Origin of the sequence: Halobacillus sp. A1 (genome assembly GCF_024189295.1) — a bacterium.
Lineage (GTDB): Bacteria > Bacillota > Bacilli > Bacillales > Halobacillaceae > Halobacillus_A.
In genome coordinates this window covers 1-14,153 of sequence record NZ_JAIZEN010000015.1, presented here as the reverse complement: position 1 = coordinate 14,153, position 14,153 = coordinate 1, and the positions used below count along the sequence as shown (strand labels likewise).

Sequence of the window (14,153 nt, the reverse complement as noted above, 5' to 3'; positions counted from 1 at the left end):
CCGTTCCTATCTCTGGTAATCGCCGGATTTGCCTCCTGTTTTTTCTTCCAGATAAGTAGCTCCAATAACGATTCCCTTGTCTACGGCTTTACACATGTCGTACACGGTGAGCGCCGTCGCAGACGCAGCCGTTAACGCTTCCATTTCAACCCCTGTGCTCCCCTTCGTCTTTACCGACACGCGGATGAGCAGCGTATAGCTTTCCTCTGTTTCCCAATCGAACGTGACATCGATTCCTTTAAGAGGAAGCGGATGACACATCGGGATCCAGTCGGGCGTTTTCTTAGCGGCCATGATGCCAGCTACTTGAGCGACCGATAGCACGTCGCCCTTCTCTATGTCCCCATTTGTAATTTTATGATAAATCGTTTCGTTTACTTCGACACTTGTTCGTGCAACGGCCGTTCGAACAGTATCTTTTTTCTCAGAGATATCTACCATTCGGGCCCGGCCCTGCTCATTGAAATGAGTGAATTCTGACATGCTCGGACTCCTTTAACTTTTTTACAGCTTAGTTACTCAAACATTACTCCTATTTTACCAAAAAATCAAACGGAAGTGTTACGTCATTCACAATCTAAAGGTTCCTCTTCTTGCTACTCTCATCCTATATAAGATACACTTATCACATTGAGGTGAAACGAAATGATTCTGATGCAATTGAACCAATTGACGAAGCGATTCGGGGCAGAGTTGATTTTAGAAAATATTAAATTGGAAGTCCAGATGCATGATCGTCTGGCCATTGTCGGCAGAAACGGAGCAGGGAAAAGCACCTTGCTGAAAATGATGGCCGGTGATATGAGTTATGATTCGGGTGACATTTTTAAACCAAAGGACGTGACGATGGGCTACCTCGCGCAAAATACGGGGCTGCAGTCGTCCGATACAATATGGAATGAAATGGAAAGTGTTTTCTCCCATATAAAGAAGCTTGAAAAAGAACTGCGTACGATGGAAGCCGATATGGCAGATCCTGACCTTCTTAACGACTATGAAGCGTACCAGAAACTGTTGAAAACGTATGATGACAAGCAGGATTATTTTAAAATGACGGGCGGTTATCAATACGAGGCGGACATCAAGTCGGTACTGAATGGCTTGAATTTCCACAACTTCGATTGGGGCACTCCGATCTCAAGCTTAAGCGGCGGACAGAAAACACGACTTGCGCTAGGTAAGCTGCTTTTGACGAAGCCTGACGTCTTGATTCTCGATGAGCCGACCAACCATTTGGACATCGATACACTTGCCTGGCTCGAAGGTTATCTTCAAGGCTATGAAGGCGCGGTCGTCATCGTATCCCACGACCGTTACTTCCTCGATAAAGTCGTCAATACCGTCTATGAAATCGCCCACCAGGGTTCGAAAAAGTATCACGGCAACTACAGCAGCTATTTAAAGAAAAAAGAAGAAGATTATGAGCTTGAGCTGAAGCATTACGAAAAACAGCAAAGCGAAATTAAACAGATGGAAGAGTTCGTCCAGAAAAACATCGTTCGGGCGACGACGAGTAAGCGGGCACAAAGCCGACGCAAGCAGCTTGAGAAAATGGACAAGCTCGATAAACCAAAAGCTGATCAGCAATCGGCAAAGTTCAGTTTCCAGGTGGCCAAGAAAAGCGGAAATGACGTATTGAAGCTGCGTGATCTGGCGTTCAGCTACAACCACGAAGCGCCTTATTTGTTCGAGCACCTTTCACTTGATGTCCAGCGCGGTGATTCTTTTGCTCTCGTCGGACCAAACGGCGTCGGGAAAACGACATTGTTGAAAACGATCACCAGGGAACTAGAAGCCGTAAAAGGCGACATGAAGATCGGCACAAATGTCCAGATCGGCTACTATGACCAGGAGCAGACAAAGCTGAACTCGAAGAAATCCGTCCTCAACGAATTATGGGACGATTATCCACACAAAAATGAAAAAGATATCCGTACGATCTTAGGTAACTTCCTTTTTTCCGGAGAAGATGTGCTAAAACCCGTATCGGCACTGAGCGGTGGCGAGAAAGCACGGCTGGCGTTAGCAAAGCTGATGATGCAGGAAGCGAACTTTCTCGTCCTCGATGAGCCGACCAACCACCTCGATTTAGATAGTAAAGAGGTGCTTGAGGCAGCGCTTGTAGATTACCCTGGCACCCTGCTTTTCGTGTCCCACGACCGTTATTTCATTAACAAAATCGCCTCCCAGGTCGTCGAGATGAAACCGGAACAAACCCGCGTCTTCCTCGGAGACTACGATTACTATGTACACAAACTGCAGGAAGAGGAGGAACTGAGACAGCTGGAAGAAGCCGAACGAGCCCAGTTTGAAACGAAACCTTCCGAGCAGGAAACGAAAACGAGCTTTCAGCAGGATAAAGCCCAGAAAAGCGAAGAACGTAAACGAAAGCGTCGTATCACTGAGATTGAACAGGAAATTGAACAAATCGAAGCAAAAGTGGAAGAAAATGATGCGCTGCTATGTGAGCCGGAAATTTTCCAGGATCATGAGAAATCACTGGAGCTGACAGAAATGAATGAACAGTATCAGGAGCGGATGGAAGCTCTGCTTGAAGAATGGGAAGCTTTAGATTCCTAAAGATAAATGCTCAGAGTGTTGATAGATACTCTGAGCATTTTTTTATGTAATTTTTTTCAAGCCTCAACTTACTATAAATATGGCTAATGCGATGAAGGATCCGACGATAGCGACGACATAAATCATGGAAAGAGCGGTTAAATTTTTTTGAGTGGAAGAACTATAATTCTCATCACTTTTCCCTGCGACTAATAGTGTTAATACTAGTCCGATTAAAGATACTATGGCAATGATTATGATGGCAATCTTAATGGTACTCACCTCTATTTGTTTGATGTTACTGCTTCCTCATTATATTTATCTTAGCATATATACAAACCTCCGCTGCTTACTTATAAAAAGCTCTTTTTGATTTCCGTGGTGACCTGTACTAAGCTCCCTTATATCTCATACCAAGACTTCGAGATATAAGGGAGTTTCCGTTCCTAATGAATGGAGTTTGAAGTCCGGGAAATCACTGGCTTTCGATGGGAATGGGAACATTTTATGAGGTGCTTCACTATAAAATAACCCCTTTCGAATGAGAGCCGTTTCGAGACTTTTGTATGTAGAGATGGTGGCTTTAGAAAACGGATCGCTTTCCGCGGGCATGTGGTGAGCTTCCTCAGGCTTCGCCTTCCGGGATCTCACCGTTTTCTAAAGCCACCATACGTTTGAAAGGTACTCGAAACGACCTTCAAGTAGTAAGAGTTATTAAAACTAAAATCGCTATAACCACGGCATGGGCGTGTGGTAATCCCGCAACTATTTAAGAACACTTATGTTCAAGCGGGTTCAAAATACATATATAGTGATGGGTGGCGAGAGTATGGGGACACTTCCAGCTTTAAAAGCGCAAACGCTTCTTTAAGCGTAGTGTAGACGTAACTGTGCTGCTGAAGAAAGAGGAAAAACGAAGTGATTCGATGTTGATTTATCGTACTGAAATGAAGGTATTCCCGTTAGCCACGAGTACTATAGCTGGAAGATGAAGGTTAGATGATACCCCACAGTTCTAGCTCTTTATTATTGTAAGAATTGCTTCATGGAAAGCGAGTAATTTCTCAGACCTTCAAGCTCTATTCGTTAGAAACGGAAACTGCAAAGATAGCCTAAAAAGACAAGCACCCAGTCTCCTGGAATGCTTGTCTTCCGTTTCTTTTATTTCCTTCGAATACCGATCGTCCGGCCTGCCTGATTTGGCTGTTCCTGATTCGCATGCTTCTGATAGAAGGCATCAATTTTTTCTTCCACTGCTTTTGGAAAAGGAGCAGCACGTCCCTCGTTTTGATCGATCCCCATCAGCATTTCTTCTAATGTGGCGACAAGATCTCCTTCAGCGTTATGCATAGATAAAAATAAGTGGACGCGCTTCGCATCATAATCCAGCACCTGGGCAGTAATGGTAAACGACGCTCCTTCTTTCATCTCCTGCAAGTAGCACGTATGTGTTTCTAATGTGAACATCGTGTACTGAAAATGGCTGCGGGATGGTTCATCGAGTCCGATATGATCGATAAAGGCATCGGTCGCCTGACTGAATGCTCGATTGTATTCCGCATCGTTCATGTGACCGTTGTAATCCACCCACTCTGAAGGGACGGTGTGTTTATAGTGAAACTCCACGACGACCTCTCCTTTATACGTTGGTTTTCTCTTGCTCTTTTGGCCAATACTCCTGAACTAAATCGTATAGTCGAATCAAAAATTCGTTACGATTTTGATCAAGTTCGGACATGGACATGCCGTTTGACTGTGCTTCACAGCCTGACACTACTTTATTGTAAAGGTCATCCGTAAGCTCTGGTGCTTCCAGCTTCGTCCACGGCTTTTTCAGTGCGGGGCCGAATTGTTTCAGCATATGACGCATGCCGCCCTCGCCGCCTGCTAAGTGGAAGGTTAAGAAAGGTCCATATTGCGCATAGCGAAGACCGGCGCCGTGCGTGAATGCTTTATCGACTTCTTCTGTCGTGGCAATCCCTTCGTTGACAATGTGAAGAGATTCTCTCCAGATCGCTTCAATGAGACGGTCGGCAATGTGGCCCTCAATCTCATGACGTACGAGCAGCACCCTCATATTCATACTTTCGTAAAAAGCCTTCGCTCTTTCTACATTCTCTAAAGTTGTCTGTTTTCCTGCCACGACTTCAACGAGCGGCAGAATATAAACCGGGTGGAAAGGATGCGCGACTACGAATCGTTCCGGATACTGGAGGTTCTCCTGCAGCTCTGATGGCATGATGCCAGACGTACTGGAACCGATCAATGCTTCTTGTTTTGCATGCTCGTCAATACTCTGCAGTACCTTTTGTTTCAACTCTTCTACTTCCGGAACGTTTTCTTGTATGAAATCAGCATCCTTTACGGCATCTGCTAATTCTTTTTCAAACGTCAAACGTTCCTTGGATGCTCCTTCTGCTAAACCAAGCGCTTCTGCGAAAGGCCAGCCTTGATCAACCGCCTGACGCATGCGTTCTTCCGCTCCCTCAGCTGGATCTGTTGCCACAACGTCGTATCCTTGAGCAAGCATACGAGTAATCCAGCCATTTCCGATGACTCCTGTTCCTACTATTGCGATTTTCATGATTATTTACCCCCAGACGGCTGGCGTAGATTGAAATATTCACGTGCTTCCTGCGGTGTCATCGGTTCTAGATCTAATCCGTTCAGCATCGTAACAGCTTTATCTACCAGCTGTTCATTTTTCGCAGGGACGCCTTTTGATAAATAAATATTATCCTCTAAACCAACGCGGACATTTCCTCCAAGAAGTGCCGACTGAGAAGCCATCGGCATTTGCATACGTCCGATGCCAAAAGCAGACCAGTGCGCATTCTCCGGAATTCTGTTCTGCATATAAATCATCGTCTCAGCATCTGCGGCCGCTCCCCATGGAATACCTAGACAAAACTGATACATCGGGTCTCCATCGATCAATCCTTCTTTCACTAATTGATTTGCAAAACGAATGTGCCCGGTGTCGAAACACTCAAGCTCCGGCTTTACACCGCTCTCCTGAATAAGTTTCGCCTGGTCTCTCAGCCAGTCCGTCGGGCTCATATAAATCATGTCGCCGAAGTTCGTGCTTCCGCAATCGAGTGTACACATTTCGGGAAGCAGCTCGCCCACCGGTTCATGACGCTCTGCAGGCGTTTGAATGTCTGTACCATCACCGCCGGCAGCTGGGGTATTCAAACTTGGGATGAAATCTCCCCCGCCCCCGGACGTAATATTAATGATCACATCTGTCTCTGACTCACGAATGCGATCAACGATTTCCCGATAATGTTCAACATTATGGCTGATACCGCCAGTCTTAGGATCACGGGCATGGACATGCGCAACCGTCGCTCCTGCTTTTGCTGATTCAATCGCTGATTCTGCGATTTCTTTCGGTGTCACCGGTACGTGTGGATTTTTTTCTAACGTGTCTCCTGCTCCTGTAACGGCAGAAGTCAGCAATACTTTATGTTTCATTCAAAAGATCCTCCTTTGAATTCTAATTAGTTTTGTTTGATCAATGTTATAAAGTGTACCATCTGGACTGTTTATTTTCAACTCCTTACTTAAAATCACCTATCCTTTTTCTTTAGCATAGCCGAACAAAAACTTGTTTTTGCGGACGTCTGCTTCTGTAAAAACCATATATTATGTAATTAAAGAGCAAATACATAACAAAACCAGCATTAAAACACTATTAGAAAAGACAAGCTTCTCTATAGTTACATATGCTCTGATTTATTTCGTTGTGCTGACCTTGAAAGATAACCGTCCAGATTGTATACTTTGAAATACTTATTTAGTTTAAATAATATATTGAAGATCGACTGTAGAATCAGCAGAAAATAAATAAATGCATTCTGACAAGAAAGGAGTAGACACCATGACAACACGCTACGAAAAAGGACTAGAAATGTTAAAGGAATACACCAATGAAGAAAAAGGAACCAATCATTTTGAACTGATGAAAGGATTAAACGACATTGCTCCGGATATCGGTAAATACATTATCGAATTTGCCTATGGAGATATTTACAGTCGAAACAATTTAAGCAAAAAAAATCGTGCCCTGGCCGTCCTTTCAAGCCTTGTAACTCAGGGATCCGGGAGTCTCCCGCAGCTTGAGTTACACATTAACACGGCTCTTAACGCTGGTTTAACGGAAGAAGAAATCGTAGAAGCGATGATTCAGCTGATTCCATATGTCGGTTTTCCGACCGTCATCAATGCTGTGAAGCAGGCACAACATGTTTTTCAAGAGAGATCGATGGAAGCTGCGAAAACGTAAACAAAGGCACCAGTTCCATGGAGGAGCCGGCGCCTTTTTATTTACTCGGTATTATACTCTGCCAGGGTCACAGCTATTTCATCAACAATAGACTGTACACCGCCGATATAGTGGTTTAAAACAATCGAGAAGATCAGCTCTTCCCCTTCCTCTGTTGTCACATAACCAGACAAAGAATTGACGCCGGTCAGCGACCCTGTTTTAGCCTGAACATTAGCTTCAGCAGCTGTATGATTCATTCGGTTTCTAAGTGTGCCCCCGATGAAGCGATCACTGTTACCAGCGGCAGGAAGTGAGTTTAAGTAAGCCGGGAACCATTCTTTGTCTTGCACTTGATAAAGAAGGCGGGATATTTCATTTGCGGGAATCATGTTAACGTGAGACATACCGGATCCGTCGCGCAGCCTCATCGTATCAGCATTGACGTCGTTATCGTGAAGAAAATTTTCTACCACTTCAAGTCCCTTATCCCAGCTTCCTTCATCGTGAACCACCTTACCCATTTCTTTAATTAAAACCTCCGCGTGCCCATTATTACTCAGCTTCATAAAAGGTACAAACAGCTCTTCCAGCGGCATGGATTCTTTTGAAACAAGTGAATCCGCTGCTTCTGAAATTTTTCCATCTTCCCTTTTATCTCCTGTTACTTTGATTCCCTCATTGACTAATGCTTTATGAAATACGTCTAAAGCAAGACCGGCAGGATCTGATACAGCTATCCAGGAACGCGAGCGGGTACCTTCAAGCGGGATTTCTCCTTCGACAACGATTTGATTCGTGCCATGCGTTCGCTCAATGGAAATTTCCTTTGGCTGATCGGAAGCCACCGTTTCCGTTTTATTCACAATCTCAACGTAGCCATTATCAGGAATGACTCGTACTTCTGCCTCGCCGCCTTCTGCGCCTGCTGGGTAAGCATCGACGATCACCGTGCCCGCATCGTAATCTTCATTCGGAGATAGAGTTAGTGCTGAGATCGGAGCTGCTGTGTAGTTAGATTCATCATTCCATGAGATATCCTCGGATAATCGAACATCGTCATACCGACTATCGTCAGCTAGCAGATCGCCTTTTACTTCCCGTATACCAGCCTTTTTCACAGCTCTGGCGAATGCTTCAAGATCCTCTTCCATTAACGTCGGGTCACCTTCCCCTTTTAAATACAGGTCGCCATGCAGCTTTTTCCCCTTGATGCTGCCGTCGGTTAAGACCGAGGTCGTAAATGTGTAATCGGGACCAAGGGTTTCAAGCGCGGCAGCTCCGGTAAAAAGCTTCATGTTAGAGGCTGGTTTTAATCGTACATCCCCGACATTGTCATAAATGAGCGTTCCCGTTTCAGCTGATCGCACGCTGACACCAGCTAGTGCCCCGTCTAATCTTTGATCATTTAAAATTTCATCGATTTGATGTTCTAAAGAAGAATCCTCGGATGTTGCTTTTACTTGAGCACCCTCCATCGCCTGAGTAAGAGTCAACGTTAAGAACACGGCAAGGATCAGGAAAGCCATTTGTTTACTTTTGATTGTATCCTTCATTATGTATCTTCCTCCTTTAAAGTTTTAGTTTCCTTAACTTCAGCAATCAACTTAGAAAATTTTAACAATTATATGTAAGGATATATAAATATCCCTATAACCTATAGGGTATTCCAATCCAGCGGTTCTTATTTTTAGTTATTCGGCAGCTATTGATCTGCATGTGTTTCTTTAAAAACAAAAAATCCCCCTCCAAACTTTCATTTAGAGGGGGATTATCATTATATTTTTATTTTAATTTCCCTATCCCTTTTTGGGCTTTTCCTTTTGTTTTATCTTTTTTTCCTTTCGTCTGCATCTCAGGGTCATCTTTAACTTTGCCTGTCTGCTCTTTCACTTCCCCTTTAGCTTTATTGGTTTGGCCTTTCAATTTATCATCTATTCCATTATGATCTGCCATGGATCGTCACTCTCCTTTTTAAAGGTTTGGAAAATATATACCCTGAAGAGCGCCGCTTTACTCTTCTTATCATTTAAACCAGCTTCCTATAAATAAAAAAATCACCAGGCCCGATGGAACTGGTGATTTTTTTCATATAATTTGCTAGTCGTCGGTTGGATGCGTTTGTTCCGATAACCGCTCTAGTACCTTTTTTCTAAGACTAGGGTTCAAAGGGCCAAGGCCAAAGATTTCTGATAACCATAAACCATCAACCGCCAGACGCATGATGGTGGCATCTACTTGGTCGATTCCGTCATGCTCGATATGATTCTGCCAATCTGCATATGTATCCTGCAACGGCTTAAGCAATTTAGGATTCATCCCCTGGGCTGCTAACATTCCGGCACTGATCGTTTCGTTTTCCAAGCTTTTCGCATGCATGACGTTAATAAATGATCTGGCCCATTTGCCCATCTCTTCTGTATCTTTTTCCACAAGCTCTTCCACATTGTCACGGTAGATTTCATTCATATGCTGCACAAGCCCCTGCACAAGAGCTTCTTTTGTGGAAAAGTGATACAAGAGTCCACCTTTGCTGACCTCTGCTCTTTTAGCGACAGCATCTAACGTTAAAGCATCACTTCCCCGCTCTTTAACGATTAACGCAGCGGCTTCTAAAATTTTATGCCGTTTCGATTCTCTAGGCATTCTCTTCCCTCATTTACTAAGTACGTTTTCCCATAATGTTATCAGTAGTTCGGGGGTTTTTCAATTTAATCGAAACGCCCTATGTATAGAGGTGAATGCATAAAACGACCTTATCCACATACTTTTCAACAGTTGTGTATGGATTTTATCGGTTTTCAACATTTTAATCCACATTATCCACAATCAGTTATCAACTTATCCACAAATTGTGGGAGCGTTTTCTCTCCTTTAATTTCAATACTATAATTATTTTATCCACTGCATAAATATACAAATGTGTATAACTTTTAAAGTCTCCTCATTCTTCAGCTGTACTTTAAGCCACTCCCTCATTAAAAAAACTCCCTTATTAAGGGAGTTTAGGAGCCTCTTTTACCGTACATTTCCAAGTCTAAGCCAGGGTTTGCGTTCAAATCATAACCCGAGCGGTGTCCTTGTTGATAAGCTACAGCGCCTGCTGCGGCAATCATCGCTGCGTTATCTGTGCATAAGTGCAGTGGTGGTATCAGTAATTCACAATCCTCTTCTTTAAACTTATCCTTTAATGCCGAGCGTAATCCTTTATTTGCGGCAACTCCACCAGCCACAATGACTTGCTTCACTCCATATTCTTTGGCAGCCTTGTATGTTTTTGTGGATAACACGTCCACTACACTATCTTGAAAACTTGCGGCCACATCTTGTGGAGGAATTTCTTCATTTTTCTGTTTCGCATTGTGCAGCTTGTTGATAACTGCTGACTTTAAACCACTGAAGCTGAAATCATAGGAGCCATCCTCAAGCCATGCTCTCGGAAAATCAATCGAGACTTCTCCCTCCTGAGCAAGCTTATCGATGTGCGGTCCACCTGGATAAGGAAGCTTTAACGTACGTGCTACTTTGTCGTACGCTTCACCTGCGGCATCGTCACGCGTTTCTCCGATCACTTCAAAGCTTCCATGCTCGTCCATTAAAATAAGCTCTGTATGGCCCCCGGAAACTACGAGAGAAAGCAGTGGAAATTCGAATTCTTTTTCTAACCGATTGGCGTAAATATGACCAGCGATATGATGCACGCCGACTAGCGGCTTCTGCTTGGCGAACGCCAGTGCTTTTGCAGCATTAACCCCTACAAGTAATGCTCCGACAAGCCCAGGGCCTTCTGTTACAGCAATGGCTTCAATATCATCGATCGTCATTTCTGCCTGCGTAAGCGCCTCTTCCAGCGTCAGCGTAATCTGTTCGATATGGTGACGAGAAGCAATTTCCGGAACAACTCCCCCAAACCGCTTATGGCTTTCTATTTGAGAAGCCACCACATTCGTTACGAGCTCGCGTTCATTTTTTACAATAGCCACGGCTGTTTCATCACAGCTCGTTTCAATCGCTAAAACATATTGATCTTTACTCATTTTAACCCCACCCACATGACTAATGCGTCTTCTCCATTGTCAGTATAGTAATTTTTCCTTATACCGCCAGGCACAAGTCCGAATTTACGATATAAATGCTGCGCTGCCATATTGGAGACCCGTACCTCCAGGCTAAGCTGAATGGCGCCCATCTCAATGACCTGTTCAAAAGAATAGCGGAACAGCTGCTCGCCGTACTTTTTCCCGCGGTGATCTGGATGGATTGCAATATTGGTTACGTGCGCTTCATCAATAATCAGCCAGACGCCGCAATATCCGAAAACTTCCCCTTGATCTTCAATGACATAATAGTGCGCATAAGGATTCTCGCCGTTCACTTCATTCCTGAACGTTTCTTCTGTCCAGGGTACGGGAAAGGAAGCGTGTTCTACTATCATTACTTGAGCAAGATCCTTTTCTTTCATTTCTCTCACCTGTACCATTTACCGTTTCTCCTGCTGAGCCAGCCACTTTGCTTCTGCTTCAGGAATACGCAAATAATTCGGTACAAGCTCATGAAGAGGAGCCGGCTCTTTCTCCATTGCCGCAAGCGCCAGATAGGAGGGGCTCGGGTAATGATAGCCTGCATCAGCAATGACAGCTTGATCTCCTAAGTATTCTTCGATCATATCTTTGTGTAACGCTGTGTCCTGACTTAAGAACAGTATCGGTGCGTTGAGATCTTTTAATGACGCCAGCCAATCTGACATTAGAAGGTTCGCCTCTTCTTTGATGAGATTTAGCTTCGTATCATACAAGCCCGTATAAACAAGACCTCTTCTCGCATCAAAAAAAGGACAGATATATCCTTCATAAAGGCGACCCTGGCTGGCCAAGGCCTTAAGGCTCGAGATTCCGACTACTGGAATGCCTAACGACCATGCCATCGTTTTCGCTGTCGTTAAGCCAATCCGCACCCCTGTGTAAGAGCCTGGTCCGTGAGCTACTGCTATTCGATCCAGTTCTTCAGGCTTCGTTTGTGTGTCACGCATCAATTGATCAATCGCAGGCATCAAACGAATGGAATGATTTTTTTTCACGTTAGTCATGAGTTCGCCTGCCACTATTCCGTTTTTAACTATGGAGAGACCTAACACATCATTTGACGTATCCATCGCCAGCACATTCATGTACTCATCTCCTTACACACTTGTTCAAAATGATTGGAACGAGCAGTAATAGAGATTGTTCGTGACGTATCGTCCACATACTCAATCGTTAATTCTAAACGCTCCTCAGGCAAGTAATCTTCAATGAACTGTGACCACTCCACTACAGTCACACCTTCTCCATTAAAAAATTCTTCAAACCCTAAATCCTCATCACTATCCTCTAGTCGATACACATCCATATGATAGAAAGGAAGCCGTCCCATATACTCTTTTATAATCGTAAATGTTGGACTATTCACCGTTCGTTTAACTCCAAGCCCTTTTGCCAGGCCTTTCGTAAAGGTCGTTTTCCCTGCACCTAAATCGCCCTCAAGCGTCAGCACATCGCCAGCTTGCAGCAAGCCTCCAAGCTTCTCCGCAAACTGCTTTGTATCCTCTTCTGAATGCGTTGTCCATGTTATTGTCGTCATTCTAATCACGTTCCTCTTGCAAATGGGTATACCCCGATTTATTTAGAATAGAGCGTTTTCCTTCCTTATAAAGGTAGACCGCACCATTTTGACTGCTTTCTTTCACTCTGCCAATTTCAACGACTGGCGTATTATCTTGCTTCGCAGCCTCGACGATGTGGGGCCATTCCTTTTCACTGACCGTTCCTATTAACTCAAAATCCTCTCCTCCAGAAAGCACCCAGTCTTTATAACGAGAAGGGAATAACTCAGAAATTTGAGAAGAGTAAGGGATTTGCTCAAAGTTTAAATGAAGCTCAACCTTTGAAGCTTCAGCAATCTCATTTGCTTCATTCGCAATCCCATCACTTACATCATTTAACGCAACACGAGAGAGGGACGATAATCGTTTGGCAAAATGAACACGCGGATAAGGCGTACGATGCCTTTGTATTAAATATGGGTCATTCACCCCATTAAGTATACATTCAAGTCCCGCGCGGGCGTCACCTAATGTACCCGTCGCAAAGACGATATCTCCTGATTGAGCGGCACTTCGGTAGCGCGCTTTATCTTTTAGCACGTAGCCAAAAACCGTAATGGAGACACAAAGCTGCTTGCCAGAAACCGTATCGCCCCCAATTAAATCCATATGGTAGTCGCTGGCAAGCGTGCGCATGCCCCGATATACTTCCCCCAGCTCTTCCTGTGTCCAATCGTTTGGAACGACAAGTGATACTAAGTAAAAGGCAGGCGTACTGCCCATCGCAGCTAAATCACTTAGATTCGCAGCCAGTGCACGGTAACCTATATGGTATGGCTGCATGGTCTCTCTGGAAAAATGAACATCCTCCACCATCGTATCGACCGCCGTCACAATATCCTCAGAAGGCTGACGGAACACGGCAGCATCATCACTCACTCCCTTAATCAGCGAAGGTTGTAAATAGGCGGACGGCCGGATCGAATCGATAAAAGAAAACTCGTCCATAGCTAAAACCCCTCTCGTCCTGCGTTAAAGAAAACGTACGTTTCTTCACAATAAAACCATTATACCAAGTAATATCGTGAAAATAAAAAAAGACAAAAGAAAAGCCTTAGGAAAGAATCCCTAAGGCTGTAATATTAGATGTAATGGCGGTCCGGACGGGACTCGAACCCGCGACCTCCTGCGTGACAGGCAGGCATTCTAACCAACTGAACTACCGGACCATTTAAAAACACTACTAAACTCAACACAAGTTGAGCTTTAAAAATAATTTGGTTGCGGGGGCAGGATTTGAACCTGCGACCTCCGGGTTATGAGCCCGACGAGCTACCGAACTGCTCTACCCCGCGATATTGTGGGAAAACTCTTTATAAGTTCCCATTATAATTTTTGTAAGACTGCTCCTCACGTTGCAAGCTTATTCGTTGAAGCTTACGCTCGTCGCAAGACCTACAGGGATGTCTTTGCAAGAAGTTTTACGGTCTTGCTCTACCCCGCGATATTGTGGGAAAACTTTTTACAAATCCCCATGAAATTTAATTGAAACGACGTAGCAGCGTCCTACTCTCACGGGGGTAAACCCGACTACCATCGGCGCTGAAGAGCTTAACTACTGTGTTCGGCATGGGAACAGGTGTGACCTCTTCGCTGTCGCCACTACATCGTTGATTGAGGTGAACCCTCAAAACTGGATAAGACATCGGACATCTTCACAAACGTAACCTTTTTCACGAAGGTTGA

14 protein-coding genes, 2 tRNA genes and 1 rRNA gene are annotated in these 14,153 nt (G+C 44.4%); 2 read left to right on the top strand and 15 right to left on the bottom strand.

The annotated features are described in order from the left end of the window. Positions 1-6 precede the first annotated feature (6 nt). The gene (gene moaC / locus LF817_RS14695; RefSeq protein ID WP_253936562.1) at positions 7-483 is read right to left on the bottom strand and encodes a cyclic pyranopterin monophosphate synthase MoaC; all 477 of its coding nucleotides are present in this window, start codon (positions 481-483) and stop codon (positions 7-9) included. Between the two features lie 162 nt (positions 484-645). On the opposite strand from moaC, the gene LF817_RS14690 reads away from it, so the two are divergent. Next, positions 646-2,580 (top strand): ABC-F family ATP-binding cassette domain-containing protein, encoded by a 1,935-nt coding sequence (locus LF817_RS14690; RefSeq protein ID WP_253936561.1) that lies wholly within the window; start codon positions 646-648, stop codon positions 2,578-2,580. A 1,140-nt stretch (positions 2,581-3,720) separates the two neighbouring features. Here the strand turns inward: LF817_RS14690 and LF817_RS14685 are convergent. From LF817_RS14685 to LF817_RS14675, 3 genes are read right to left on the bottom strand one after another with little or no spacing between them, the layout of a single operon-like run. After that, positions 3,721-4,185: a thioesterase family protein gene (locus LF817_RS14685; RefSeq protein WP_253936560.1), complete on the bottom strand. Its 465-nt coding sequence runs from the start codon at positions 4,183-4,185 to the stop codon at positions 3,721-3,723. Between the two features lie 13 nt (positions 4,186-4,198). After that, entirely contained in the window at positions 4,199-5,143 is a 945-nt protein-coding gene (locus tag LF817_RS14680; RefSeq protein ID WP_253936559.1) for a 3-hydroxyacyl-CoA dehydrogenase NAD-binding domain-containing protein, read from the bottom strand. 2 nt (positions 5,144-5,145) lie between these two features. Further along, positions 5,146-6,036, bottom strand: coding sequence for a beta-keto acid cleavage family enzyme (locus tag LF817_RS14675; RefSeq protein ID WP_253936558.1), 891 nt, complete (start codon positions 6,034-6,036; stop codon positions 5,146-5,148). Between the two features lie 406 nt (positions 6,037-6,442). On the opposite strand from LF817_RS14675, the gene LF817_RS14670 reads away from it, so the two are divergent. Next, entirely contained in the window at positions 6,443-6,847 is a 405-nt protein-coding gene (locus LF817_RS14670; RefSeq protein ID WP_253936557.1) for a carboxymuconolactone decarboxylase family protein, read from the top strand. Between the two features lie 41 nt (positions 6,848-6,888). Here the strand turns inward: LF817_RS14670 and dacB are convergent, their stop codons facing one another. The 11 genes from dacB to rrf form a co-directional block, all read right to left on the bottom strand. Further along, positions 6,889-8,382, bottom strand: a complete 1,494-nt coding sequence (gene dacB, locus LF817_RS14665; protein WP_253936556.1) for a D-alanyl-D-alanine carboxypeptidase/D-alanyl-D-alanine endopeptidase — start codon at positions 8,380-8,382, stop codon at positions 6,889-6,891. A gap of 229 nt (positions 8,383-8,611) precedes the next feature. Further along, complete coding sequence (locus LF817_RS14660; RefSeq protein WP_253936555.1) at positions 8,612-8,782, bottom strand: CsbD family protein; 171 nt, start codon at positions 8,780-8,782, stop codon at positions 8,612-8,614. 144 nt (positions 8,783-8,926) lie between these two features. After that, entirely contained in the window at positions 8,927-9,472 is a 546-nt protein-coding gene (locus LF817_RS14655; protein ID WP_253936554.1) for a TetR/AcrR family transcriptional regulator, read from the bottom strand. 359 nt (positions 9,473-9,831) lie between these two features. Continuing rightward, on the bottom strand, positions 9,832-10,863 hold the full coding sequence (gene tsaD, locus LF817_RS14650) for a tRNA (adenosine(37)-N6)-threonylcarbamoyltransferase complex transferase subunit TsaD (protein ID WP_253936553.1): 1,032 nt from the start codon (positions 10,861-10,863) through the stop codon (positions 9,832-9,834). Continuing rightward, positions 10,860-11,306: a ribosomal protein S18-alanine N-acetyltransferase gene (gene rimI / locus LF817_RS14645; RefSeq protein ID WP_253936552.1), complete on the bottom strand. Its 447-nt coding sequence runs from the start codon at positions 11,304-11,306 to the stop codon at positions 10,860-10,862. The genes tsaD and rimI overlap by 4 nt, the downstream gene beginning before the upstream one ends. Beyond that, the gene (gene tsaB / locus LF817_RS14640; RefSeq protein WP_253936551.1) at positions 11,307-11,993 is read right to left on the bottom strand and encodes a tRNA (adenosine(37)-N6)-threonylcarbamoyltransferase complex dimerization subunit type 1 TsaB; all 687 of its coding nucleotides are present in this window, start codon (positions 11,991-11,993) and stop codon (positions 11,307-11,309) included. Next, complete coding sequence (gene tsaE, locus LF817_RS14635) at positions 11,990-12,445, bottom strand: tRNA (adenosine(37)-N6)-threonylcarbamoyltransferase complex ATPase subunit type 1 TsaE (RefSeq protein WP_253936550.1); 456 nt, start codon at positions 12,443-12,445, stop codon at positions 11,990-11,992. Before tsaE ends, tsaB begins: the two co-directional genes overlap by 4 nt. Position 12,446: 1 nt before the next feature. Then, positions 12,447-13,415 (bottom strand): thiamine-phosphate kinase, encoded by a 969-nt coding sequence (thiL, locus tag LF817_RS14630; protein ID WP_253936549.1) that lies wholly within the window; start codon positions 13,413-13,415, stop codon positions 12,447-12,449. Positions 13,416-13,559: 144 nt separating this feature from the next. Then, positions 13,560-13,636: transfer RNA gene (locus tag LF817_RS14625), tRNA-Asp, on the bottom strand. Between the two features lie 49 nt (positions 13,637-13,685). Then, positions 13,686-13,762 (bottom strand) — tRNA-Met (locus LF817_RS14620). 198 nt (positions 13,763-13,960) lie between these two features. Beyond that, positions 13,961-14,074, bottom strand: a 5S ribosomal RNA gene (gene rrf, locus LF817_RS14615). Positions 14,075-14,153 lie beyond the last annotated feature (79 nt).

Excerpts from the sequence above, each read along its gene's own strand:
- LF817_RS14670 (WP_253936557.1), top strand. The coding sequence starts at position 6,443 with ATGACAACACGCTACGAAAAAGGACTAGAAATGTTAAAGGAATACACC.
- tsaD (WP_253936553.1), bottom strand. The coding sequence starts at position 10,863 with ATGAGTAAAGATCAATATGTTTTAGCGATTGAAACGAGCTGTGATGAA.
- moaC (WP_253936562.1), bottom strand. The coding sequence starts at position 483 with ATGTCAGAATTCACTCATTTCAATGAGCAGGGCCGGGCCCGAATGGTA.
- dacB (WP_253936556.1), bottom strand. The coding sequence starts at position 8,382 with ATGAAGGATACAATCAAAAGTAAACAAATGGCTTTCCTGATCCTTGCC.
- LF817_RS14655 (WP_253936554.1), bottom strand. The coding sequence starts at position 9,472 with ATGCCTAGAGAATCGAAACGGCATAAAATTTTAGAAGCCGCTGCGTTA.
- LF817_RS14680 (WP_253936559.1), bottom strand. The coding sequence starts at position 5,143 with ATGAAAATCGCAATAGTAGGAACAGGAGTCATCGGAAATGGCTGGATT.
- tsaE (WP_253936550.1), bottom strand. The coding sequence starts at position 12,445 with ATGACGACAATAACATGGACAACGCATTCAGAAGAGGATACAAAGCAG.
- thiL (WP_253936549.1), bottom strand. The coding sequence starts at position 13,415 with ATGGACGAGTTTTCTTTTATCGATTCGATCCGGCCGTCCGCCTATTTA.
- LF817_RS14675 (WP_253936558.1), bottom strand. The coding sequence starts at position 6,036 with ATGAAACATAAAGTATTGCTGACTTCTGCCGTTACAGGAGCAGGAGAC.
- LF817_RS14690 (WP_253936561.1), top strand. The coding sequence starts at position 646 with ATGATTCTGATGCAATTGAACCAATTGACGAAGCGATTCGGGGCAGAG.
- LF817_RS14660 (WP_253936555.1), bottom strand. The coding sequence starts at position 8,782 with ATGGCAGATCATAATGGAATAGATGATAAATTGAAAGGCCAAACCAAT.
- rimI (WP_253936552.1), bottom strand. The coding sequence starts at position 11,306 with ATGGTACAGGTGAGAGAAATGAAAGAAAAGGATCTTGCTCAAGTAATG.
- tsaB (WP_253936551.1), bottom strand. The coding sequence starts at position 11,993 with ATGAATGTGCTGGCGATGGATACGTCAAATGATGTGTTAGGTCTCTCC.